The 23,347-nt window shown below is 62.2% G+C and carries 20 protein-coding genes, 1 tRNA gene and 3 pseudogenes; 12 read left to right on the top strand and 12 right to left on the bottom strand.

Features of this window, described 5'->3' with window-relative positions; genetic code table 11:
* Nucleotides 1–13: 13 nt before the first annotated feature.
* Nucleotides 14–1,138, bottom strand: a complete 1,125-nt coding sequence (locus WCJ41_RS11305; protein WP_336905936.1) for a phosphoserine transaminase — start codon at nucleotides 1,136–1,138, stop codon at nucleotides 14–16.
* Nucleotides 1,139–1,289: 151 nt separating this feature from the next.
* A complete protein-coding gene (locus tag WCJ41_RS11300) occupies nucleotides 1,290–1,820 on the bottom strand; it encodes an outer membrane beta-barrel protein (protein ID WP_336905937.1) in 531 nt (176 codons plus the stop codon).
* A gap of 245 nt (nucleotides 1,821–2,065) precedes the next feature.
* On the opposite strand from WCJ41_RS11300, the gene WCJ41_RS11295 reads away from it, so the two are divergent.
* Complete coding sequence (locus WCJ41_RS11295) at nucleotides 2,066–2,578, top strand: hypothetical protein (protein ID WP_336905938.1); 513 nt, start codon at nucleotides 2,066–2,068, stop codon at nucleotides 2,576–2,578.
* Nucleotides 2,579–2,640: 62 nt separating this feature from the next.
* Here the strand turns inward: WCJ41_RS11295 and glmM (WCJ41_RS11290) are convergent, their stop codons facing one another.
* The 3 genes and pseudogenes from glmM (WCJ41_RS11290) to WCJ41_RS11280 all read right to left on the bottom strand — a co-directional run.
* Nucleotides 2,641–3,987 carry a phosphoglucosamine mutase gene (gene glmM, locus WCJ41_RS11290; RefSeq protein WP_336905939.1) on the bottom strand — a complete coding sequence of 449 codons (1,347 nt, stop codon included), beginning with the start codon at nucleotides 3,985–3,987 and terminating at the stop codon, nucleotides 2,641–2,643.
* A 14-nt stretch (nucleotides 3,988–4,001) separates the two neighbouring features.
* Nucleotides 4,002–5,024, bottom strand: coding sequence for a dihydropteroate synthase (gene folP, locus WCJ41_RS11285; RefSeq protein ID WP_336905940.1), 1,023 nt, complete (start codon nucleotides 5,022–5,024; stop codon nucleotides 4,002–4,004).
* Nucleotides 5,024–5,830: pseudogene (locus tag WCJ41_RS11280) on the bottom strand (cell division protein FtsH); the annotation flags it as partial. The gene folP (WCJ41_RS11285) and the pseudogene WCJ41_RS11280, both read right to left, overlap by 1 nt.
* Between WCJ41_RS11280 and WCJ41_RS11275 the strand changes: the two are divergent.
* The 3 genes and pseudogenes from WCJ41_RS11275 to glmM (WCJ41_RS11265) all read left to right on the top strand — a co-directional run.
* Nucleotides 5,801–6,607, top strand: a pseudogene (locus WCJ41_RS11275) (cell division protein FtsH); the annotation flags it as partial. The pseudogenes WCJ41_RS11280 and WCJ41_RS11275 overlap by 30 nt on opposite strands.
* On the top strand, nucleotides 6,607–7,629 hold the full coding sequence (gene folP, locus WCJ41_RS11270; RefSeq protein ID WP_336905940.1) for a dihydropteroate synthase: 1,023 nt from the start codon (nucleotides 6,607–6,609) through the stop codon (nucleotides 7,627–7,629). The pseudogene WCJ41_RS11275 and the gene folP (WCJ41_RS11270), both read left to right, overlap by 1 nt.
* A gap of 14 nt (nucleotides 7,630–7,643) precedes the next feature.
* Entirely contained in the window at nucleotides 7,644–8,990 is a 1,347-nt protein-coding gene (gene glmM, locus WCJ41_RS11265) for a phosphoglucosamine mutase (RefSeq protein WP_336905939.1), read from the top strand.
* 62 nt (nucleotides 8,991–9,052) lie between these two features.
* Here glmM (WCJ41_RS11265) and WCJ41_RS11260 read toward each other — a convergent pair whose 3' ends face one another.
* Nucleotides 9,053–9,565: a hypothetical protein gene (locus WCJ41_RS11260; protein ID WP_336905938.1), complete on the bottom strand. Its 513-nt coding sequence runs from the start codon at nucleotides 9,563–9,565 to the stop codon at nucleotides 9,053–9,055.
* Nucleotides 9,566–9,810: 245 nt separating this feature from the next.
* Here WCJ41_RS11260 and WCJ41_RS11255 point away from each other — a divergent pair, with 245 nt between their 5' ends.
* The 3 genes from WCJ41_RS11255 (at nucleotide 9,811) to serA (ending at nucleotide 13,241) form a co-directional block, all read left to right on the top strand.
* On the top strand, nucleotides 9,811–10,341 hold the full coding sequence (locus tag WCJ41_RS11255) for an outer membrane beta-barrel protein (protein ID WP_336905937.1): 531 nt from the start codon (nucleotides 9,811–9,813) through the stop codon (nucleotides 10,339–10,341).
* A gap of 151 nt (nucleotides 10,342–10,492) precedes the next feature.
* Complete coding sequence (locus WCJ41_RS11250; protein ID WP_336905936.1) at nucleotides 10,493–11,617, top strand: phosphoserine transaminase; 1,125 nt, start codon at nucleotides 10,493–10,495, stop codon at nucleotides 11,615–11,617.
* A 37-nt stretch (nucleotides 11,618–11,654) separates the two neighbouring features.
* Nucleotides 11,655–13,241 carry a phosphoglycerate dehydrogenase gene (serA, locus tag WCJ41_RS11245; RefSeq protein ID WP_336905935.1) on the top strand — a complete coding sequence of 529 codons (1,587 nt, stop codon included), beginning with the start codon at nucleotides 11,655–11,657 and terminating at the stop codon, nucleotides 13,239–13,241.
* Nucleotides 13,242–13,258: 17 nt separating this feature from the next.
* Here the strand turns inward: serA and WCJ41_RS11240 are convergent, their stop codons facing one another.
* Nucleotides 13,259–14,713, bottom strand: a complete 1,455-nt coding sequence (locus tag WCJ41_RS11240) for a hypothetical protein (protein WP_336905934.1) — start codon at nucleotides 14,711–14,713, stop codon at nucleotides 13,259–13,261.
* Between the two features lie 191 nt (nucleotides 14,714–14,904).
* Between WCJ41_RS11240 and WCJ41_RS11235 the strand changes: the two genes are divergently transcribed.
* Both WCJ41_RS11235 and WCJ41_RS11230 read left to right on the top strand, forming a co-directional pair.
* Nucleotides 14,905–16,197 (top strand): adenylosuccinate synthase, encoded by a 1,293-nt coding sequence (locus WCJ41_RS11235; RefSeq protein ID WP_336905933.1) that lies wholly within the window; start codon nucleotides 14,905–14,907, stop codon nucleotides 16,195–16,197.
* Between the two features lie 39 nt (nucleotides 16,198–16,236).
* A complete protein-coding gene (locus WCJ41_RS11230; protein WP_336905941.1) occupies nucleotides 16,237–16,737 on the top strand; it encodes an OsmC family protein in 501 nt (166 codons plus the stop codon).
* Here WCJ41_RS11230 and ppk2 read toward each other — a convergent pair.
* The 3 genes and pseudogenes from ppk2 to WCJ41_RS11215 form a co-directional block, all read right to left on the bottom strand.
* Nucleotides 16,738–17,595: pseudogene (gene ppk2, locus WCJ41_RS11225) on the bottom strand (polyphosphate kinase 2); the annotation flags it as partial. It lies immediately after the preceding gene.
* 185 nt (nucleotides 17,596–17,780) lie between these two features.
* On the bottom strand, nucleotides 17,781–18,524 hold the full coding sequence (locus tag WCJ41_RS11220; protein WP_336905932.1) for a hypothetical protein: 744 nt from the start codon (nucleotides 18,522–18,524) through the stop codon (nucleotides 17,781–17,783).
* A gap of 73 nt (nucleotides 18,525–18,597) precedes the next feature.
* Entirely contained in the window at nucleotides 18,598–20,058 is a 1,461-nt protein-coding gene (locus tag WCJ41_RS11215; protein WP_336905931.1) for a GGDEF domain-containing phosphodiesterase, read from the bottom strand.
* 179 nt (nucleotides 20,059–20,237) lie between these two features.
* On the opposite strand from WCJ41_RS11215, the gene WCJ41_RS11210 reads away from it, so the two are divergent.
* Entirely contained in the window at nucleotides 20,238–20,813 is a 576-nt protein-coding gene (locus tag WCJ41_RS11210; RefSeq protein ID WP_336905930.1) for a CAP domain-containing protein, read from the top strand.
* An 87-nt stretch (nucleotides 20,814–20,900) separates the two neighbouring features.
* Here WCJ41_RS11210 and rpoH read toward each other — a convergent pair whose 3' ends face one another.
* Both rpoH and WCJ41_RS11200 read right to left on the bottom strand, forming a co-directional pair.
* Nucleotides 20,901–21,806 carry an RNA polymerase sigma factor RpoH gene (rpoH, locus tag WCJ41_RS11205; protein WP_336905929.1) on the bottom strand — a complete coding sequence of 302 codons (906 nt, stop codon included), beginning with the start codon at nucleotides 21,804–21,806 and terminating at the stop codon, nucleotides 20,901–20,903.
* 81 nt (nucleotides 21,807–21,887) lie between these two features.
* Nucleotides 21,888–22,886 carry an RluA family pseudouridine synthase gene (locus tag WCJ41_RS11200; protein ID WP_336905928.1) on the bottom strand — a complete coding sequence of 333 codons (999 nt, stop codon included), beginning with the start codon at nucleotides 22,884–22,886 and terminating at the stop codon, nucleotides 21,888–21,890.
* Between WCJ41_RS11200 and WCJ41_RS11195 the strand changes: the two genes are divergently transcribed.
* Nucleotides 22,885–23,220: a hypothetical protein gene (locus tag WCJ41_RS11195; RefSeq protein ID WP_336905927.1), complete on the top strand. Its 336-nt coding sequence runs from the start codon at nucleotides 22,885–22,887 to the stop codon at nucleotides 23,218–23,220. The two genes, WCJ41_RS11200 and WCJ41_RS11195, sit on opposite strands and share 2 nt — an antisense overlap.
* Before the next feature lie 52 nt (nucleotides 23,221–23,272).
* A tRNA-Glu gene (locus tag WCJ41_RS11190) sits at nucleotides 23,273–23,347 on the top strand.

Genomic DNA, 23,347 nt, shown 5'->3' with positions numbered 1-23,347 from the left:
AAGGGGAAAGACCTCAGGCAGTCGCCTGGGCATAAGCCCAGTCGAGCCACGGGATGAGCGCTTCGAGATCGGATGTTTCGACGGTGGCGCCACACCAGATGCGAAGCCCGGGCGGTGCATCACGATAGGAACCGATGTCGAAAGCGGACTTCTCGGTTTCGAGAAGCTTGACCATCTTCTTCGGCACGTTTTCGTCGGCTTTCAGCGTCAGGCACACTGAGGTATTGGAGCGTGTCGATTCCACCTTGGCGAGGTTCGCCGCGAAGTCACGCGAATCGAGCCACTTCTGGACGACCGCCGCATTGGCATCGGCGCGCGCCACGAGGCCACTGAGCCCCCCCACTTTCTGCGCCCACTCCAGCGCCACGATGTAGTCCTCGACGCAGAGCATCGACGGCGTGTTGATCGTCTCGCCCTCGAAGATGCCGGCAATCAGCTTTCCGCCACTTGTAAGGCGGAATATCTTGGGAAGTGGCCAGGCAGGCACATAGGATTCAAGCCGCTCGACGGCGCGCGGCCCGAGAATGAGCACGCCATGCGCGCCCTCGCCGCCCAGCACCTTCTGCCACGAGAAGGTGACGACATCGAGCTTGGCGAAGTCGAGCTTCTGCGCGAAGGCGGCCGACGTCGCATCGCAGATCGTCAGGCCGTTGCGATCCGCCGGGATCCAACTTGCATCGGGAACGCGCACGCCCGAGGTGGTGCCGTTCCAGGTGAAGACCACGTCATGGTCGAAATTGATGGTCGTAAGATCGGGCAGCTCGCCGTAGCCCGCGGTGATCTTGCGTGCGTCCTTCAGCTTCAGCTGCTTCAGCACGTCGGAGACCCACCCATCCCCGAAGCTTTCCCAGGCCAGCATGTCGACGGGGCGTGCACCCAGCAGCGACCACATGGCCATTTCGACGGCCCCCGTGTCAGAGGCCGGAACGATGCCGATCAGATGGGTTGCCGGAACCTCCAGCACCTCGCGCGTCAGCTCGATGGCACGCCTCAGGCGCGCCTTGCCGAGGCTCGAGCGGTGCGAGCGTCCCATGACTTCGGTGTTGAGGAGAGCGGGGGTCCAACCCGGGATCTTGGCGCAGGGGCCGGACGAGAAATGCGCGCAAGCCGGGCGCGTAGCCGGTTTCGTTGTCGTCATCTTGTGCTCCATCCTTGCAGATGGACCGGCTCTCGGTGGGGAAAGCTAGCCCGCGACCGATATCGCTCATTTTGCGACATGGTGCAAGGGCACAATGAGAACGGCTCGTGCCGGGGGCGCGAGCCGCTTCAGTTCACGGAATGCGATCAGATTAGAAGCTGTAGCGAAGACCAACCAGGGCCTGGTTGTCGTAGGTTTCCGAGTCGATGATCTGGCGGAAGCGATAACCGACGTCGGCGCTGACATTGTCGGTGATGTTGACTTCTACACCGGCCATCAATGCGTAGGTCACGCCGCTCTCATTGTCGCCATGGTCATCCGACCAGCCATAACCGATACCGGCACCCACATAGGGTGTGAAGATCGACTGGGTGGTGATGTCGAAGTACACGTTGCCGAGCACCGAGCCAAAGTCGTGGTGGTCGTTGCCGACACCGGCGTAGTCGAAGCGCGCGTCGGTACGCAGGTGGTCATTGAACCTGTAGCCCACACCGGCGCCGAGTTCAAACACGCTGTCGTTATTGTTCTGCGTCTCGAGCCACGACCAGCCAAGGTCACCGCGGAGGTAGAAGCTCGACGCCGTCACCACCGGTTCCGGGGCATAGTCGGCGGCCAGAGCAGCGGTAGAGGTGAAACCGGCCAGCAGACCGAGGCCGAGAAGCGCCTTTGTGATGAACTTCATAATCCCTTACTCCCTTGCAAACAGAACTCACTTGATAGATCCGAAGTTAGTAACCATCCGTGACTCAAGACTGGCGTGAATGCGGCAAAAAAAAGTCGAAGGCGATCTGTTGCTGCAAAGACACATGCTTTTGTATCGTGCTGACAGGCTTTGAATGCATTGTGTTTACCATGATCGTCTGCCCAACCAGCGGGCTGTGAAATGGCGTCTGCAGTGCTATACTCGGTACCGGGATGGAGGCCAGGATGAAGACTTTATTTACCATACTAATCACGCTTGCCACATGCAGCACAGCTCTTGCGGATTGCCCCGTCGATTCGATCGAGAAGGCACTTGCAACATCACTCGACGGCTTGAAGAAGGTTGAGCGCCAGGTCACCGACGTTCAGTCAACGGAGGGCGGTGTTTGGCGCATCTACCGCAAGAAGGATGGCCGCCTGAATACGCTGATCCGCCTCGACGGCGGAGAGTCAGGCATGAGCGAGCGCCGGCTCAGCGTCGTCAGCCCAGATGCTTACGGCATCGCCGTCACCCGTGTAGACTACCTTCGTCATGCCTTCATCGACAACGCTGGGCCGAACGGCACGGCAAAGCGCACGACGGAATATTTCTATTTCTGCGGCGGCAAGCTCTTCGTACCACAGATGGAATATGCGACACTCGATGGTGCTGAATATGCCAAGGCAGGTGCGGAGGCGCAGAAGATGATGACAGGCGACAAGGATGTGGCGGATGTGACGAAGGGGTTAAAGCGATAGGCGCCAATGAGCGCCGCCATCATGCCCTGACCTGATCCGGGCATCCTTCGATGCTCACCGTCCTAAGCAGCTGCCTTGGCGATCGCCCCGCAGAGCTCATCGACGATCGTCGAGACGAGTCCTTCGTCGTCGCCTTCCGCCATCACGCGGATCACCGGTTCAGTGCCGGACGGGCGGATGACAAGACGTCCCGAATTGCCCAGCCGCGCTTCCGCATCGGCGATCATCGAGCGCACGCGATTGTCCTGCAGCGGGGCGCCTTGCTTGAACTTCACGTTCTTCAACACCTGCGGCAGCGGCGTGAACAGGTTGCACACCTCGCTCACCGGTCTGCCCTGCCGCTTCACTTCGGCGAGCACCTGGAGCGCTGCCAGCAAGCCATCGCCTGTGGTCGAGAAATCCGACAGCACGATATGGCCCGATTGCTCGCCGCCCACATTGTGACCAAGGGCACGCATGTGTTCAACGACGTAGCGGTCACCCACCTTGGTGCGTGCCAGCGTCAGCTTCTGGTCGGCGAGAAAGCGTTCAAGACCGAGGTTGGACATGATGGTGGCGACGAGGCCACCACCACGCAATTCGCCACGCTTGGCCCATGAGGTGGCGATCAGCGCCATCAACTGGTCGCCGTCCACGACCTGGCCCTTGTCATCCGCAATGATGACGCGGTCGGCATCACCGTCCAGCGCGATACCGATATCGGCACGCAGTTCCTTCACCTTGGCGCACATCGCTTCCGGATGGGTGGATCCACAGCCGTCGTTGATGTTGGTGCCGTTGGGTTCATTGCCGATCTGGATGATCTCGGCACCGAGTTCCCACAACGCCGTGGGCGCGACCTTGTAGGCAGCGCCATTGGCCGTATCGATGACCACGCGCAACCCATCGAGAGTCATGTCCTTCGGGTAGGTGCGCTTGGCGAATTCGATGTAGCGCGCCTGCGCATCCTCGATGCGCTTGGCACGGCCGATGGTTTCCGGCGATGCAGCGGTCATCAGCGAGGGATCATCGAGCATCGCCTCGATCTCAAGTTCCTGCTCGTCCGACAGCTTGAAGCCATCCGGCCCGAAGATCTTGATGCCGTTGTCAGCGAAAGGATTGTGCGAGGCAGAGATCATCACGCCAAGATCGGCGCGCATCGAACGGGTGAGCATGGCGACGGCTGGCGTGGGCACAGGCCCTAACAGAAACACGTCCATGCCGGCGGCGAGCAGCCCCGAGGCCAATGCATTTTCGATCATGTAGCCAGAGAGACGCGTGTCCTTGCCGATCACCACGCGGTGACGATGGCTGCCGCGGCGATAGAGATTGCCGGCCGCCATGCCGATCTTCAGCACCATGTCTGCGGTTATCGCGCCGCTGTTGGCGCGGCCGCGCACACCGTCGGTTCCGAAATACTTGCGGGCCATGGAAACTCCCCTGCCTATAGTCCAGTCTGCTCCGGGTCGGCCGCAGCTTCGGCCACCGCCAGCGCCTCGACCGTTGCCCTCACATCATGCACGCGAAGAATATGCGCTCCGTTAAGAGCCGACCAGACGGCACCGCCAACCGAACCGTTGACGCGATTTCCCGCCTGTTTCTCGCCCGTCAGCGCGCCAATGAAACCTTTGCGCGAAAGCCCCATCAAAAGCGGAACGCCAAGTGAGTGATACAGCGTGAACTGCCGCAGCACGTCCACATTGTGGCGGAAGCTCTTGCCGAAGCCGATGCCGGGATCCGCCACGATGCGCTCGCGCGCGATGCCAGAGGCAACACAAGCCTCGATGCGTGCCTCCAGCCAATCGAAGACATCAAGCGCTACGTCGTCGTAGTGCGGGCTCAGCTGCATGGTCTTGGGATCGCCCTGCGCATGCATCAGGATTACGGGGCATGTCGCCTCCGCCATCGCCTGCATCGCTGCGGGTTCGTATGTGAGTGCCGCCACATCATTGACGATCTTTGCCCCGGCCTTGAGTGCGGCCCGCATGACATTGGCCTTCCGCGTGTCGACCGAAACGGTGAGGCCCTGCCTTGCCAGCGCCTCGATCACCGGCAGGATACGGCGAAGTTCCTCGGCCTCCGGGACGGCCTCGGAGCCGGGCCGCGTGGACTCGCCTCCGACGTCGAGGATGTCCGCTCCCTCCTTTGCCAGCTGGATGCCATGCGCGATGGCGCGCTCGGCTTCCGCATTGAGGCCGCCGTCTGAAAAACTGTCGGGCGTCACATTGACGATGCCCATGATCAGGGGCCGTTCGGCTGAGAGGAAGGCCGGAAGATGCGTCCGGCGCGGCAGTGTTCCCGGCGTGAAGCGGCGCGAGACCTCAGGACCGTTGCGCTCGATCTCCTCGACCAGCGTATAGGCGATTGTGGAAAGGCCGCCGAGCGATGCTCCGCGGCCCTCCGTGATCACTTGCCGGGCGTCGGACCCGTAGACGAGTCCGGCCGGCCTTGAGTAGCTCTTCCGCATCAGGCTTGCGGCTGCGGTTCCATGCCGCCCGCACCGCCCGCTTTGGGCTGACCTGTGCTGGGAACGGACGAGGATCCCTTGTTGGCCTTCTTGCCGCCATCGCCATCGTCGCGCTTGGGCGGCGTGCCGTTGAGCAGGTTCTTGATTTCCTCGCCAGACAGCGTCTCATACTCAAGAAGCCCCTGGGCGAGCGCCACCAGCTCATGGTTCTTCTCGGTCAGGATGCGCCGCGCCTCGGAAAGACCATCGAACACCAGGCGCTTCACTTCCTGGTCGATCTTCTGCGAGGTTTCCTCGGAGATGTTCTGCGTGCGCGACACGGAGTGACCGAGGAACACCTCTTCCTGGTTCTCGCCATATGCCACGGTGCCCAGCTCATCCGAATAACCCCAGCGGGTAACCATTGCGCGGGCAAGACGCGTCGCCTGCTCAATGTCGGACTGGGCGCCAGACGTTACGTTCTCCTTGCCGAAGGTGAGCTCTTCCGCGATGCGGCCGCCCATCATGATGGCAAGACGCGATGTCATCTGGGTGTAGCTCATCGACAGGCGGTCGCCCTCGGGCAACTGCATCACCATGCCCAGTGCACGGCCACGCGGGATGATGGTCGCCTTGTGCACCGGATCGGACTTCGGCACGTTCATCGCGACCAGCGCGTGTCCTGCCTCGTGATAGGCGGTCAACCGCTTCTCGTCCTCGGACATGGCCATGGAGCGGCGCTCCGCACCCATCATCACCTTGTCCTTGGCCTCTTCGAATTCCGACTGCGTGACGATGCGCTTGTTGCGGCGCGCCGCAACAAGCGCATCGTCACGCAGTCGGAATTCGAAGAGGCCAAGGACAAGGTGATGATGGGTGCGGAGCGCCGCTCCATGGCCATGTCCGAGGACGAGAAGCGGTTGACCGCCTATCACGAGGCAGGACACGCGCTGGTCGCGATGAACGTGCCGAAGTCCGATCCGGTGCACAAGGCGACCATCATCCCGCGTGGCCGTGCACTGGGCATGGTGATGCAGTTGCCCGAGGGCGACCGCCTGTCGATGAGCTACACCCAGATGACATCGCGTCTTGCCATCATGATGGGCGGCCGCATCGCGGAAGAGCTCACCTTCGGCAAGGAGAACGTAACGTCTGGCGCCCAGTCCGACATTGAGCAGGCGACGCGTCTTGCCCGCGCAATGGTTACCCGCTGGGGTTATTCGGATGAGCTGGGCACCGTGGCATATGGCGAGAACCAGGAAGAGGTGTTCCTCGGTCACTCCGTGTCGCGCACGCAGAACATCTCCGAGGAAACCTCGCAGAAGATCGACCAGGAAGTGAAGCGCCTGGTGTTCGATGGTCTTTCCGAGGCGCGGCGCATCCTGACCGAGAAGAACCATGAGCTGGTGGCGCTCGCCCAGGGGCTTCTTGAGTATGAGACGCTGTCTGGCGAGGAAATCAAGAACCTGCTCAACGGCACGCCGCCCAAGCGCGACGATGGCGATGGCGGCAAGAAGGCCAACAAGGGATCCTCGTCCGTTCCCAGCACAGGTCAGCCCAAAGCGGGCGGTGCGGGCGGCATGGAACCGCAGCCGCAAGCCTGATGCGGAAGAGCTACTCAAGGCCGGCCGGACTCGTCTACGGGTCCGACGCCCGGCAAGTGATCACGGAGGGCCGCGGAGCATCGCTCGGCGGCCTTTCCACAATCGCCTATACGCTGGTCGAGGAGATCGAGCGCAACGGTCCTGAGGTCTCGCGCCGCTTCACGCCGGGAACACTGCCGCGCCGGACGCATCTTCCGGCCTTCCTCTCAGCCGAACGGCCCCTGATCATGGGCATCGTCAATGTGACGCCCGACAGTTTTTCAGACGGCGGCCTCAATGCGGAAGCCGAGCGCGCCATCGCGCATGGCATCCAGCTGGCAAAGGAGGGAGCGGACATCCTCGACGTCGGAGGCGAGTCCACGCGGCCCGGCTCCGAGGCCGTCCCGGAGGCCGAGGAACTTCGCCGTATCCTGCCGGTGATCGAGGCGCTGGCAAGGCAGGGCCTCACCGTTTCGGTCGACACGCGGAAGGCCAATGTCATGCGGGCCGCACTCAAGGCCGGGGCAAAGATCGTCAATGATGTGGCGGCACTCACATACGAACCCGCAGCGATGCAGGCGATGGCGGAGGCGACATGCCCCGTAATCCTGATGCATGCGCAGGGCGATCCCAAGACCATGCAGCTGAGCCCGCACTACGACGACGTAGCGCTTGATGTCTTCGATTGGCTGGAGGCACGCATCGAGGCTTGTGTTGCCTCTGGCATCGCGCGCGAGCGCATCGTGGCGGATCCCGGCATCGGCTTCGGCAAGAGCTTCCGCCACAATGTGGACGTGCTGCGGCAGTTCACGCTGTATCACTCACTTGGCGTTCCGCTTTTGATGGGGCTTTCGCGCAAAGGTTTCATTGGCGCGCTGACGGGCGAGAAACAGGCGGGAAATCGCGTCAACGGTTCGGTTGGCGGTGCCGTCTGGTCGGCTCTTAACGGAGCGCATATTCTTCGCGTGCATGATGTGAGGGCAACGGTCGAGGCGCTGGCGGTGGCCGAAGCTGCGGCCGACCCGGAGCAGACTGGACTATAGGCAGGGGAGTTTCCATGGCCCGCAAGTATTTCGGAACCGACGGTGTGCGCGGCCGCGCCAACAGCGGCGCGATAACCGCAGACATGGTGCTGAAGATCGGCATGGCGGCCGGCAATCTCTATCGCCGCGGCAGCCATCGTCACCGCGTGGTGATCGGCAAGGACACGCGTCTCTCTGGCTACATGATCGAAAATGCATTGGCCTCGGGGCTGCTCGCCGCCGGCATGGACGTGTTTCTGTTAGGGCCTGTGCCCACGCCAGCCGTCGCCATGCTCACCCGTTCGATGCGCGCCGATCTTGGCGTGATGATCTCTGCCTCGCACAATCCTTTCGCTGACAACGGCATCAAGATCTTCGGGCCGGATGGCTTCAAGCTGTCGGACGAGCAGGAACTTGAGATCGAGGCGATGCTCGATGATCCCTCGCTGATGACCGCTGCATCGCCGGAAACCATCGGCCGTGCCAAGCGCATCGAGGATGCGCAGGCGCGCTACATCGAATTCGCCAAGCGCACCTACCCGAAGGACATGACTCTCGATGGGTTGCGCGTGGTCATCGATACGGCCAATGGCGCTGCCTACAAGGTCGCGCCCACGGCGTTGTGGGAACTCGGTGCCGAGATCATCCAGATCGGCAATGAACCCAACGGCACCAACATCAACGACGGCTGTGGATCCACCCATCCGGAAGCGATGTGCGCCAAGGTGAAGGAACTGCGTGCCGATATCGGTATCGCGCTGGACGGTGATGCCGACCGCGTCATCATTGCGGATGACAAGGGCCAGGTCGTGGACGGCGACCAGTTGATGGCGCTGATCGCCACCTCATGGGCCAAGCGTGGCGAATTGCGTGGTGGTGGCCTCGTCGCCACCATCATGTCCAACCTCGGTCTTGAACGCTTTCTCGCCGACCAGAAGCTGACGCTGGCACGCACCAAGGTGGGTGACCGCTACGTCGTTGAACACATGCGTGCCCTTGGTCACAATGTGGGCGGCGAGCAATCGGGCCATATCGTGCTGTCGGATTTCTCGACCACAGGCGATGGCTTGCTGGCAGCGCTCCAGGTGCTCGCCGAAGTGAAGCGGCAGGGCAGACCGGTGAGCGAGGTGTGCAACCTGTTCACGCCGCTGCCGCAGGTGTTGAAGAACGTGAAGTTCAAGCAAGGCGCCCCGCTGCAGGACAATCGCGTGCGCTCGATGATCGCCGATGCGGAAGCGCGGCTGGGCAATTCGGGACGTCTTGTCATCCGCCCGTCCGGCACTGAACCGGTGATCCGCGTGATGGCGGAAGGCGACGACGAAGGACTCGTCTCGACGATCGTCGATGAGCTCTGCGGGGCGATCGCCAAGGCAGCTGCTTAGGACGGTGAGCATCGAAGGATGCCCGGATCAGGTCAGGGCATGATGGCGGCGCTCATTGGCGCCTATCGCTTTAACCCCTTCGTCACATCCGCCACATCCTTGTCGCCTGTCATCATCTTCTGCGCCTCCGCACCTGCCTTGGCATATTCAGCACCATCGAGTGTCGCATATTCCATCTGTGGTACGAAGAGCTTGCCGCCGCAGAAATAGAAATATTCCGTCGTGCGCTTTGCCGTGCCGTTCGGCCCAGCGTTGTCGATGAAGGCATGACGAAGGTAGTCTACACGGGTGACGGCGATGCCGTAAGCATCTGGGCTGACGACGCTGAGCCGGCGCTCGCTCATGCCTGACTCTCCGCCGTCGAGGCGGATCAGCGTATTCAGGCGGCCATCCTTCTTGCGGTAGATGCGCCAAACACCGCCCTCCGTTGACTGAACGTCGGTGACCTGGCGCTCAACCTTCTTCAAGCCGTCGAGTGATGTTGCAAGTGCCTTCTCGATCGAATCGACGGGGCAATCCGCAAGAGCTGTGCTGCATGTGGCAAGCGTGATTAGTATGGTAAATAAAGTCTTCATCCTGGCCTCCATCCCGGTACCGAGTATAGCACTGCAGACGCCATTTCACAGCCCGCTGGTTGGGCAGACGATCATGGTAAACACAATGCATTCAAAGCCTGTCAGCACGATACAAAAGCATGTGTCTTTGCAGCAACAGATCGCCTTCGACTTTTTTTTGCCGCATTCACGCCAGTCTTGAGTCACGGATGGTTACTAACTTCGGATCTATCAAGTGAGTTCTGTTTGCAAGGGAGTAAGGGATTATGAAGTTCATCACAAAGGCGCTTCTCGGCCTCGGTCTGCTGGCCGGTTTCACCTCTACCGCTGCTCTGGCCGCCGACTATGCCCCGGAACCGGTGGTGACGGCGTCGAGCTTCTACCTCCGCGGTGACCTTGGCTGGTCGTGGCTCGAGACGCAGAACAATAACGACAGCGTGTTTGAACTCGGCGCCGGTGTGGGCTACAGGTTCAATGACCACCTGCGTACCGACGCGCGCTTCGACTACGCCGGTGTCGGCAACGACCACCACGACTTTGGCTCGGTGCTCGGCAACGTGTACTTCGACATCACCACCCAGTCGATCTTCACACCCTATGTGGGTGCCGGTATCGGTTATGGCTGGTCGGATGACCATGGCGACAATGAGAGCGGCGTGACCTACGCATTGATGGCCGGTGTAGAAGTCAACATCACCGACAATGTCAGCGCCGACGTCGGTTATCGCTTCCGCCAGATCATCGACTCGGAAACCTACGACAACCAGGCCCTGGTTGGTCTTCGCTACAGCTTCTAATCTGATCGCATTCCGTGAACTGAAGCGGCTCGCGCCCCCGGCACGAGCCGTTCTCATTGTGCCCTTGCACCATGTCGCAAAATGAGCGATATCGGTCGCGGGCTAGCTTTCCCCACCGAGAGCCGGTCCATCTGCAAGGATGGAGCACAAGATGACGACAACGAAACCGGCTACGCGCCCGGCTTGCGCGCATTTCTCGTCCGGCCCCTGCGCCAAGATCCCGGGTTGGACCCCCGCTCTCCTCAACACCGAAGTCATGGGACGCTCGCACCGCTCGAGCCTCGGCAAGGCGCGCCTGAGGCGTGCCATCGAGCTGACGCGCGAGGTGCTGGAGGTTCCGGCAACCCATCTGATCGGCATCGTTCCGGCCTCTGACACGGGGGCCGTCGAAATGGCCATGTGGTCGCTGCTGGGTGCACGCCCCGTCGACATGCTGGCCTGGGAAAGCTTCGGGGATGGGTGGGTCTCCGACGTGCTGAAGCAGCTGAAGCTGAAGGACGCACGCAAGATCACCGCGGGCTACGGCGAGCTGCCCGATCTTACGACCATCAATTTCGACCATGACGTGGTCTTCACCTGGAACGGCACCACCTCGGGCGTGCGCGTTCCCGATGCAAGTTGGATCCCGGCGGATCGCAACGGCCTGACGATCTGCGATGCGACGTCGGCCGCCTTCGCGCAGAAGCTCGACTTCGCCAAGCTCGATGTCGTCACCTTCTCGTGGCAGAAGGTGCTGGGCGGCGAGGGCGCGCATGGCGTGCTCATTCTCGGGCCGCGCGCCGTCGAGCGGCTTGAATCCTATGTGCCTGCCTGGCCACTTCCCAAGATATTCCGCCTTACAAGTGGCGGAAAGCTGATTGCCGGCATCTTCGAGGGCGAGACGATCAACACGCCGTCGATGCTCTGCGTCGAGGACTACATCGTGGCGCTGGAGTGGGCGCAGAAAGTGGGGGGGCTCAGTGGCCTCGTGGCGCGCGCCGATGCCAATGCGGCGGTCGTCCAGAAGTGGCTCGATTCGCGTGACTTCGCGGCGAACCTCGCCAAGGTGGAATCGACACGCTCCAATACCTCAGTGTGCCTGACGCTGAAAGCCGACGAAAACGTGCCGAAGAAGATGGTCAAGCTTCTCGAAACCGAGAAGTCCGCTTTCGACATCGGTTCCTATCGTGATGCACCGCCCGGGCTTCGCATCTGGTGTGGCGCCACCGTCGAAACATCCGATCTCGAAGCGCTCATCCCGTGGCTCGACTGGGCTTATGCCCAGGCGACTGCCTGAGGTCTTTCCCCTTCATCTCACATCAGGAGTGCTTTCAATGGCTCCCCGCGTTCTCGTTTCCGACAAGCTTTCCGAAACTGCCGTGCAGATTTTCCGCGACCGTGGCGTGGAGGTCGACTACCTCCCCGACCTCGGCAAGGACAAGGAGGCGCTTCTCGCCGCCATCCCCGATTATGACGGCCTCGCCATCCGCTCCGCCAGCAAGGTGACGCCGAAGATCATCGCCGCGGCGACCAAACTCAAAGTGATCGGCCGCGCCGGCATCGGCGTCGACAATGTCGATATTTCGGCGGCCACCCAGCGCGGAATTGTGGTGATGAACACGCCTTTCGGCAATGCCATCACCACCGCCGAGCACGCGATTTCCATGATGATGGCGCTGGCCCGCCAGATCCCGGAGGCCAATGCCTCCACCCATGCCGGAAAGTGGGAGAAGAACCGCTTCATGGGCGTGGAGCTCTTCAACAAGACGCTGGGCGTCATCGGCTGCGGCAATATCGGCTCCATCGTTGCCGATCGCGGGCTGGGCCTCAAGATGAAGGTCATCGCCTTTGATCCGTTCCTGTCGCCTGAGCGTGCCATCGAGATCGGCGTGGAGAAAGTGGAGCTGGACGAGATCTTCCGCCGCTCCGACTTCATCACGCTGCACACGCCGCTGACGGACAAGACGCGCGGCATCATTGATGCAGCAGCACTCGCCAAGTGCAAGAAGGGCGTTCGTATCATCAACTGCGCGCGTGGTGGGCTGGTTGCCGAGGATGCGCTCTATGATGCGCTGAAGTCCGGCCATGTGGCGGGTGCTGCCCTCGACGTTTTCGAGGTGGAACCCGCCATCAGCCACAAGCTCTTCGACCTCGACAATGTGGTGGCAACGCCGCATCTGGGTGCATCGACCGGCGAGGCGCAGGAGAATGTGGCGCTGCAGGTTGCCGAGCAGATGGCGGATTACCTGATCACGGGTGCCGTCTCGAATGCCCTCAACATGCCGTCGATTTCGGCGGATGAAGCTCCGCGCCTTCGGCCCTTCATTGCGGTTGCGGAGAAGCTCGGTTCCTTCGCGGGCCAACTCACCGATGAGCCCGTGACAGGCATCGTCATCGAATATGCGGGCGACGTGGGCGAGATGAACACCAGGGCGCTCACGTCGGCCGCCTTGTCAGGTGTTCTTCAGCCGATGCTTGGCACGGTGAACATGGTATCTGCCCCCGTTGTGGCGCGCGAGCGCGGCATCAAGGTGGACGAGGTCAAGCAGACGCAGCGCGGCGCCTACGAAACCTATATCCGGCTCACGGTGAAGACGGCGCATCTCGAACGCTCTGTCGCCGGCACGGTGTTCTCAGACGGCAAGGCCCGCGTCATCCAGATCAAGGGCATCGACATGGAAGCCGAATTCGGCCCGCACATGCTCTATGTGACGAATGAGGACAAGCCGGGCTTCATCGGTGCGCTGGGAACCATCCTCGGCAATGCCGGTGTCAACATCGCGACCTTCAACCTGGGCCGCGCCGCGCAGGGGGCAGAGGCGATCTGCCTCGTGTCGATCGACGAGGCGCCGCCCGCCGCCGTTCTTCAGGCGGTGGCCAAGCTGCCGCATGTAAAGCAGGCGAAGCCTCTGGCCTTCTGACGGGCGTGTTGGAGGGTCTACTGCCCGCCACCCAGAATCTTGGAGACGTCGGCGCCGTTCACGGTGATGACGCCGGCCTCCGTACCCTCGATCTTCCACGAGAGTGAACCGTCAGCCTCGGCCTTGCCAAGGCCCTTTACCAGCAGCAGGCCGGCGCTCATCTGCTGGATGTCCGGCGGCGCGGCTTGAAGCGCGGCCATTGTCTCGTCGAGGCCCATGAGCCTCACCAGAGCCTGGCCTGCGGGCATGGCTACGAGGCCTGCCGTCATGCTGCCTTCCGCCGTCAGGTCATAGAGCTTCGCCAGAACTTCGCTGGGCCCCAACGTGATCGTGACGCTGCCCTTTGGCATCAATGCCTGCATCAGGGGCTGGTCGAGATCCTTTGGCAGCGGATCGGGCTTCGACAGATCAAGTTTGTCGAGGATCAGTGCGGCGGGTGCCGCGAGGTCGAGATCGGCGACGCTCACATCGAGGCTGAATTTCTCGGGTACCATTCCTGTCGCCCATGGTGGCAGAAGTGTCTGCGGCACCTGCAGGCCGGAGAAGCTGAAGGTCTCGCGCAGCTTGCCATCGGCAACGATGCCGTTCATCTCGGCGCCAAAGCCGAACTGCTTCACCGCGAACTGGCCGAAGGGCGAAGTGGCTGTCACATCGTCCATCGTGGTGGTTCCCGAAAGACCCGTGAACAACGGCAGTGCGGCGCGCAGCTTGTCCTTCAACGCCGCTTGTTCAGCGATAATTGCCTGCGGGTCCTGATGGGCGACGAGCCAGGTGACGAGATCGCTCACCGCCTTGAGCTTCAGTCCTTTCACCGCCCCATCCTGCTTGCCCGAGGGTGAGGCAATGACGAGGTCCATGGCGGGCGTTCCGCCATCAGCTGAGGCGGGGACATTGATCATTTCCTTCAGGCCGATGTAGCTGTAGTTGCTCGTTGCGTCGGCGCTGTCGGGGCTTCCCTGCATCGCGCTTTGCATGGTGATGGCGTCGATCGCATAGTTGATGTGCGTGGTCGTGCCGGAATCGGTCATCGTCTGGTCTGCGGTGATGGTCTTCAATTCCGCCGAAGAGGTTGAAAGCCCACCCAGCGCCTCGTCAAAAATGCCGGTCGAAGTGACGGAGGCGATGGAGCCCTTCGTCTCACCCTGACCCTTGACACCGAAAGCGAAGGTCAGCGCCTGGTTCTGGTCCACTTTCCACTTGCCACCGCCCTGGTCGGTAAGCGTCCATTCAAGCGGCGAAAGCGAAAGACTGACCGTCGGGTCCTTCACCTTGGCGAAGAGTGGGGTGAGATCGAGCTTGGCGGCATAGCCTCCGCCCTGCGGGGTTACGCTGACCACGCCCGGTTCTGAACCTAGGTAGGTCTGGAACAGGGTGGTGAGGCGCTGGGCCTCCTCTGGCGTCGCTACCGCAAGGGCCGGGGCACTTGCCCCAGCCAGGAAACCAAGGATCAGCAGGGTGGTGACGGATTTCATGGCTTTGCACTCTCAGCTGGTGGATTGGGGGAGGCTTGCACCGCCGCGGTGCGAGGTCAACCGCCTCCCGGTGGCGGTGATGGGGCCTGCCTTTCTCCGGTTTGCCTTCTGCCGCCAATGGTGTAAGAGCCCGCAACGGCTCCGGCGGCTCACCCGCGCGGGGCCGTTCCTGTGTCTGAAAGGAGCCTGAAATGGCGAATGTGGCAGTGGTCGGCGCCCAATGGGGCGACGAGGGCAAGGGCAAGCTGGTGGACTGGCTGTCCGAGCGGGCCGATGTCGTGGTGCGCTTCCAGGGCGGTCACAATGCCGGCCATACGCTGGTCATCGATGGTGTCACCTACAAGCTGTCGCTGCTCCCCTCCGGCATCGTGCGGCCCGGCAAGCTCTCGGTCATCGGCAATGGCGTGGTGATCGACCCCTGGGCACTTGCAACCGAAATCGACAAGCTGTCGTCGCAAGGGGTGGACATCTCACGCCAGAACCTGCGTGTCGCCGGCAATGCCACCCTGATCCTGCCGCTTCACCGTGAGCTTGATCAGCTGCGCGAGGCAGCAGCAGGTACGGGCAAGATCGGCACCACAGGCCGCGGCATTGGCCCGGCCTACGAGGACAAGGTGGGCCGCCGGGCGATCCGCGTGAATGATTTGGCTGACCTCGCCACCATCGGCCCCAAGCTCGCCCGCCTGCTGGCCCACCACAACGCGCTGCGCCGCGGCATGGGCGAAGCGGAGCTGAAGGCTGAAGCCCTGATCGCCCAGTTGGCCGAGATCGCGCCGCGCATCCTGCCCTTCTCGGATGCCGTGTGGGCGTTGCTCGACGACATGAAGCGCGAAGGCAAGCGCATCCTGTTTGAGGGCGCTCAGGGCATCCTTCTCGACATCGACCATGGCACCTATCCCTATGTGACATCCTCGAACACGGTGGCTGGCCAAGCAGCGGCCGGTTCGGGACTCGGTCCCTCATCGATCGGCTATGTGCTGGGCATCGCCAAGGCCTATACGACGCGCGTCGGCTCCGGTCCCTTCCCGACCGAGCAGGAGAACGAGGTTGGTGAATATATCGGCCAGCGCGGCCGCGAATTCGGCACTGTCACAGGCCGCAAGCGCCGTTGCGGCTGGTTCGACTCGGTGCTGGTGCGCCAGGCAATCAAGACCTCCGGCATCCATGGCATTGCGCTCACCAAGCTCGACGTGCTCGACGGCCTCGAGGAGATCAAGGTCGGCGTTGGCTATGATCTCGACGGTCGCAAGCTCGAGCGTTTTCCGGCTGCCGAAGAGGCGCAGAAGCGCGTGGTTCCCGTCTATGAGAGCTTCGAGGGCTGGAAGGGCACAACGGCAGGCGCGCGCAGCTGGGCGCAGCTTCCCGCACAGGCGATCAAATACGTGAAGTACCTCGAAGAGCTGATCGAGTGCCCGGTGGCGCTTCTTTCCACCAGCCCGGAGCGCGACGATACGATCCTGATGAAGGACCCCTTCGAGGATTGATGTGTTATGCTGTTTCGTACTGTGGAGGAGGGCACCGGCATGGACGCGCAGGAGTTGAAGGACCTTCAGGCTCCGATCAAGGCAGCCTATCGCGATGAGCCGGACAAGGCGCTCATCACCCTTCGGGCCGAGGGAAAGCTCGGAGAGAACGTCAGCTGCTCAGTGGCAACCGGCCGGGCGCTGGTGGAAGCCGGGCTACATCCAGCAACGGGCGGCAACGGTCTGCAGGCTTGTTCGGGCGACATGCTGCTGGAAGCACTTGTTGCCTGCGCCGGCGTCACGCTCAACGCCGTGGCCACCGCGCTCGCACTGCCATTGCGTGGCGCCACCGTGCGGGCCGAGGGTGATCTCGACTTCCGCGGCACCCTTGGCGTGGACAAGACCGCACCCGTCGGCTTCCGCGACATTCGCCTCAGCTTCGATCTCGACGGTGATCTCAGCGACGAGCAGAGGGCACAGTTGCAGAAGCTCACCGAGCGCTATTGCGTGGTGTACCAGACGCTGCGCAACCCACCGCAGTTTGCGGTAAGCTTCGGCTGATCAGCGCTTCTGCTTTCCCGGACGCGGCGTCTTGCCGATGATGTGATTGTCGCGACCGATCACATGGGCGGTGGAGCCGACGATCAGCGGGTCTGGCCCCGTCACGACCTTGGCGTTCTTGTTGGGGTAGGGGATGGATGAGAGGAAGTACTGCATGCAGTTCAGCCGCGCGCGCTTCTTGTCGTCGGACTTGATGATGGTCCATGGCGAGTCGGCGGTATCGGTGTAGAAGAACATCGCCTCCTTTGCTTCGGTATAGTCATCCCACTTGTCCAGCGACGCCTTGTCGATGGGCGACAGCTTCCACTGCTTCAGCGGATCGTTCTCGCGTGACAGGAAGCGGTGCAATTGTTCCTCGCGCGTGACCGAGAACCAGAACTTGAAAAGCCGGATGCCGGAGCGCACCAGCATGCGTTCGAGGTCCGGCCACTGGCGCATGAATTCAAGGTAGTCGTTGGGCGTGCAGAAACCCATGACGCGCTCGACGCCGGCGCGGTTGTACCAGGAGCGGTCGAAGAACACGATCTCGCCACCCGCCGGAAGGTTCTCGATGTAGCGTTGGAAATACCATTGGGTGCGCTCGCGCTCGTTGGGCTTCTCGAGTGCCACCACGCGCGCCCCTCGCGGGTTCAAGTGCTCCATGAAGCGCTTGATGGTGCCGCCCTTGCCGGCGGCGTCGCGCCCCTCGAACAACACGATGATGCGTTCGCCCGTCTCCTTCACCCAATTCTGCAGCTTGAGGAGCTCGACCTGCAGCCGGGCCATTTCCTCTTCATAGAGATTGTTCCCCATGCGGGTCTTGTAAGGAAACTCACCGCTCTCGAAGGCGTGGCGGATGGCTTCCGGATTGTGTCGCAGCCCGGGCCGGCGAGAGGCGAGGGGGTGGGGCCTCCTCCGGTTGTTCCTGAGCCGGTCTGGTACTGGCTGGTTCGGCGGGCTTCGCCGTGGCTGAACTGATGTCGGACATGGAACCCCCGCTGATCGACTGTGAAGCGGAAATTCTGCGCCTGTCGGGCGCGCCGGCCATTGACCTTGATCAAGCCTTAGAACTCGCGGCGCTCGACGAAATAACCATAGAGCGAGGTGAGCACCGATGCGTTGATGAAGGCATAGGCCAGTTGCAGCACCAGCGAGGCCACCATGGCGAAAACGTCAGCCACCAGCGGCTGCACCTGGGCGATGGTGCCGGCCACCAGGAGCAGCACAAGCAACCCGCCGAACAGGATCAGCCCGTTCAGGACCAGGACACCAAGACATGGCCAGAAGTTGCCGGAGGTGACCGCCCATGCATCACGGAACGTGTAGTCGCGGTTTCCAAGCGCCACTGCCGGAAGCTTCACTGACAGTCGCATTATGGCGCCCCAGAGCAGTAGCAGGACCGGAACCACGAAGGTCATGGCAGCCGGTAGCAGCACCAGCATGAGGACCGCCAGCAGAAAGGGAACGGCCATGGCAAGCAGCAGGAGAAAGTAGTTTCCGAAATAGCGCCGGGAATTGCCGTCGAAACGGATGCCATGACTCACCTCATCCAGCAGGATGAAGCGATGCCAGCTGACCGACATGGCGGAGATCACGAAGATCGATACGATCGACGTGACGATCTGCACGAGGGCCGGTGTGGTGAGTTCATCGGCCATCGGGTCGGGTGGCCCGAAATAGACCTGGGCAATCGCGCAGATCAGCAGCGCCGGCAACCACGGTACAGCGATGCGGGCGGCAACCTGCCGATAGGTCCAGACTGAATTCAGCGCGTGGGAGATCGCCTTGGTGGGTGAAAGCTTGCGCATGCTGCCCGTGTTCGTTGATGCGGGCGCAAACTAGACTGCCCTTCGTCCTGAGGAAAGTGCAAAGCGCCAGCGCTCAAGCGGCACTCCGGCGCGCCGGCCTGGGGCGGCGGGCAAGCTGCTGCGCGAAGTTCCCCAGGATGATCGCCGCAAGATCGCTCAATGGCGCCGGTCGGCCCAGCAGGTAACCCTGGGCGAGGTCGCAACCGATGTCGCGCAGCAAGGAGAGCTGACGTTGCGTCTCGATCCCCTCGGCCGTCACTGTCATGCCGAGGCCATGACCCAGCCTGACGATGGCGCGGAGAACATTCTTGGCAGAGGCTGAGTGGTCGAGGGCCGCGGCGAAGCTCCTGTCGATCTTGAGCTTCGAGAAGGGGAACTTACAGAGGTAGGAAAGGCTCGAGTAGCCGGTTCCGAAGTCGTCGAGTGCCACGCCGACGCCCATGTCGCGCAGCAGGCGCAACTGGCCCAGCACCAGCTCACTGTCGGCCATCAGCGTGCCCTCGGTGATCTCCACCTCGAGGCGGTAGGCGGGCAGCGAGTGGCGCTGCAAGGCCCTGCGCGTCGTGGTGATCAGCGTGCCTGAGTGGAATTGAGCGGGCGAAAGATTGACGGCGACGACAAGGTGTGGCGGCCACTGTGCGGCCACGCGGCAAGCCTCCTCCAGCGCCCATTCGCCGATGTCGACGATGAGCCCCGCCTCTTCGGCAAGCGGAATGAACTCCGATGGCGGAACTTGTCCGAGCTCCTGGTCATGCAGCCTGATCAAGGCTTCAAAGCCGGTGAGTTCTCCGCTGCGCATGGCATAGACCGGCTGCAGTTCGAGTCGTAGCGCATCACTCTTTACTGCATCGCGTACGGCCCGCTGCAGAGCGGAGCGCCTGTCCGCTGCTGCCGACATGCCCGGCGCATAGAATCCGTAGCCCGGCTTTCCCTGTCGCCGCGCTTCGGCCAGTGCGAGTTCTGCGTTGTTCACCAACTCGCACAGGCGTGTTCCATCGGTTGGGGCCAGCGCGATGCCGGCATGGCAGGTGACGGCGGTCGAGAGGTTTGCAAATGCGGGGCCTGTGGTGAGCGCGGCGCAAAGGTCGCGCGCCAAGCTCAGCGCGGTCATCGGATCGCTGCTGGCGGGCAGCAGAACCACGAAGTGTTCGTCGTTCCATTGTGCGGCCAATGCGCCCTGCGGAAGGCTGGCGGAGAGGCGCTCTTGCGCTTCCTCGAATGCCATTTGTGCCGCTTCGACACACTGGTTGCGGCTGGTCCAGGCGAGACCAGTGAGTTCGCAGAGAATGACGGACGCGCGCGCATCACTGTCGAAGAGGCGCGAAGCCCTCTCCATGAGCGACGGCCTGCTGACCAACCCGGCCGCTGGCCGTTTGATGGGCTGCGAGCGCGGAGAAAGACCTGCCGCCAGCGTTCCGGCCGCGAGTAGCGTTGCCGCCAATCCGGCTTGCAAGGCCGGCCCCGCTCCTGCCCAAATGCCCTGCGAAACGGTGATGAAACCACCGGATAGCCCTGCCACAGCCGAAGACGCCATGAGCCATCCCGGCTGCGAAATGTTCACGGGAAGACGAAGCTTCCCGAATCGGACCAGATTTGTGCGCATTGTCCCGCTCCCGAATCTGGCTCGATCCTGGCGGGTGAACTCTTATTGCGTGTATATGACTATGATTAACAACCCTAAATTGTCTACAATGGTTCATGGAGTCTTGACTGATGCGCCCTGACCGGACCCGGCGGAGGCTTTGCCTCGGCCTGCTCAGCTTGACTGCCGGTGCGGGGTCAGCCCTCGCCGGGCCCTATCTCGATTTTGCCAAGGGCCTCGCCGCACACCCTCCGAAAGGTTCGACGTATCGTGCGGATCTCGAGGCCGAACTGGTTGGGCTGCTCAATGCCTATCGTGCGGAGAAGGGCAAGACCCCGGTCACGGCCGATGCCGCCTTCAAGGAGGCGGCCCGCGCCCATGCAGCCGACATGATGCTGCATGATTTCATGGGCCACTCATCGTCCACCGGCGCGAGTTTCCAGGGTCGCATGGCGGCCTTCGTCGGTGACGTGACGAAGTATCCCTCGATCGGCGAGAATGCCGCACGCGATACGCAGGACACGCCCGTCGACGATGCCAAGGCACGCGCACTCTTCCAGCAATGGGTGGAGAGTTCCTCGCACCGCAAGAACATGGTGAACCGCAGCTTCGCCTTCGTGTCGACCGGCGTCATCCAGCGGGGCGACAGCATCTGGGCCGTGCAGATTTTCTTTGCCACGCCGCGGGCGAAGGGATTCTTCCAGTAGGTCTGCCGGTTCTCTTCTGGTCGCCACCAAAAGCGATGGCCGGGTCAAACCCGGCCATGCTGATGTTCTTTGTCTGGAAGCAGTTGCTTACGCGGTCGGTGCCGGCAGCGATTTCGGCGCAAGCAGTCGTTGCGAGGCATTCTTCACGGCCTTCTGCACCTTCTCGAAGGCGCGTACTTCGATCTGGCGGATGCGCTCGCGCGATACGCCAAATTCCTGGCTCAAATCTTCCAGCGTCGAAGGGTCGTCTTGCAGGCGGCGGGCCTCGAAGACACGGCGCTCGCGGTCAGTCAGTTTTTCCATTGCGTCCTGCAGCAGGCCATGGCGCATCGACTGCTCTTCCGACTGGACGAGCATTTCTTCCTGGTTGTCAGACTCGTCAACCAGCCAATCCTGCCATTCGCCTTCGCCATCCTCGCGGACGGTGGCGTTGAGCGACGTGTCGCCACCAAGGCGGCGGTTCATCGACACCACGTCCGCCTCGGTCACACCAAGTTTCTTGGCAATGAGTTCCACCTGGTCGGGGCGCAGGTCGCCGTCTTCCAGTGCCTCGATCTGGCTCTTCACCTTGCGCAGGTTGAAGAACAGCTTCTTCTGGTTTGCGGTGGTGCCTATCTTCACAAGCGACCAGGAACGCAAAACAAACTCTTGAATCGAGGCCTTGATCCACCACATGGCATAGGTGGCGAGGCGGAACCCCTTGTCCGGCTCGAACTTCTTTACCGCCTGCATGAGGCCGACGTTGCCCTCTGAGATGACCTCACCGATGGGCAGGCCATAGCCACGATAGCCCATGGCGATCTTGGCCACGAGGCGAAGGTGCGAGGTGATCAGCTTCTCAGCCGCCTGCTTGTCGCCGTGTTCCTTCCAGCTCTTGGCGAGCATGAATTCCTCGTCCGGCTGCAGCATTGGGAAATTGCGGATTTCCTGCAGATAGCGCTGCAGACCGGCTTCGCCCGACGCGATTGCGGGGAGGGAAGTGGTCCTAGCCATGTTTCAAAGCCTTTCCTGTCTGAGGGCTATTCTTACCGGACAATTACGCAAGAAATAAGACACCGGAGCAGTTACAGATAGTCACGCTTGCGTGTTGTTCAAGCGCAGCGCGCCGAGGAGCCTTGCAAAATCCTCTGGTGCCGGGCTTTCGAACTGCATTTGCTTGCCCGAAATAGGATGTTCGAACCCCAGGCTGGTGGCGTGAAGGGCTTGCCTATTCAATGCGTTAAGCGCTGCTGCTGCATCTTCCGAAAGCTTCTTCGCGGAGGTCCGGAAGCCTGATCCATAGACCCCATCGCCCAGCAGTGGATTTCCGATATGGGCCATGTGGACGCGGATTTGGTGGGTTCGTCCTGTCTCCAGCACGCAGCGCAGGAGGCTCGCCACGGGCGGCTTTCCCAGCGTTTCCAGCACCTCGTAGTGGGTCACCGCCTCGCGGGCATTCGCCCCCCTGGAGACAGCCATCTTCTGCCGATTGGCGGTCGAGCGGTCGATCGGTGCCGAGATGATGCCCTGCCGCCGTTCCGGCACTCCCCAGACGATGGCGAGGTAGCTCCGCTCGAGCCTGCCGTCACGGCCATGCGCCGCGAACTGATCCGACAGGCCGTGATGCGCCTTGTCATTCTTGGCCACCACCAGAAGGCCGCTTGTATCCTTGTCAAGGCGGTGGACGATGCCCGGACGCCTCACTCCGCCGATGCCCGACAGGCTGTCGCCGCAATGGGCGATCAGGGCGTTCACCAGCGTGCCGGTCTCATTGCCGGCACCCGGGTGCACCACCAGTCCGGCGGGCTTGTCGATCACGATGAGGTCCTTGTCCTCGTAGCTGATGCGCAGTGCCATGGCTTCTGCCAGCGGCAGGGCAGGCGCTGCTTCCGGGAGGATAACGCGCAGTGTGTCACCCGCTTTCACCTTGTGTCGTCCCTCCCTCACGGTCTCGCCCTCGACAGACACGGCGCCTTCCGCGATAAGGGCCTGGAACCGCGCGCGGCTCACGTCAGGAAAGGCTGCGGCCAGCGCCTTGTCGAGGCGCGAGGCTTCGGCGGCGCTGGTTTCGAGGAGTTGTGAAGGCACTGACATGAGCGAATCCGATCCATTGCAGGCAGGCGATGCCACGTCGACAGAACTGCCCCCCGCAACCCGCCGCCTGCTCCGGCTGGTCTATATCATGGGCGTGGTTCTGGTGCTGCTGTTCGTGGCGCTCATCGTCGGTATTATCTGGAAGGCCAACCACAAGGCCCCGCCCAAGCCCGAACCACCACCACAGACCCTCAATCTTGGCCTCCCCGCCAATGCCGACATCCGCACCACGGCCCTCGACGGCGACCGTCTGGTCATCAACACCGGCCGCGAGGTGATCGTCGTGGATGTCAGGAAAAACGCCATCATTTCCCGCATCGCCGCGGGTCCCTGAAGGGCTTGCACTGGCCTGAGAGCCCCTATATAGGGTGCCCATTCCTCGGAGAGCTCCCTTCGTCTATCGGTTAGGACGGCAGCCTCTCACGTTGCAAAGGCGGGTTCGACTCCCGCAGGGAGCGCCA

Source organism: Aestuariivirga sp. (assembly GCF_037139295.1).
Lineage (GTDB): Bacteria > Pseudomonadota > Alphaproteobacteria > Rhizobiales > Aestuariivirgaceae > Aestuariivirga.
The sequence above is the reverse complement of the archived record's forward strand: the minus strand, read 5'-3'. Positions and strand labels throughout refer to the sequence as shown.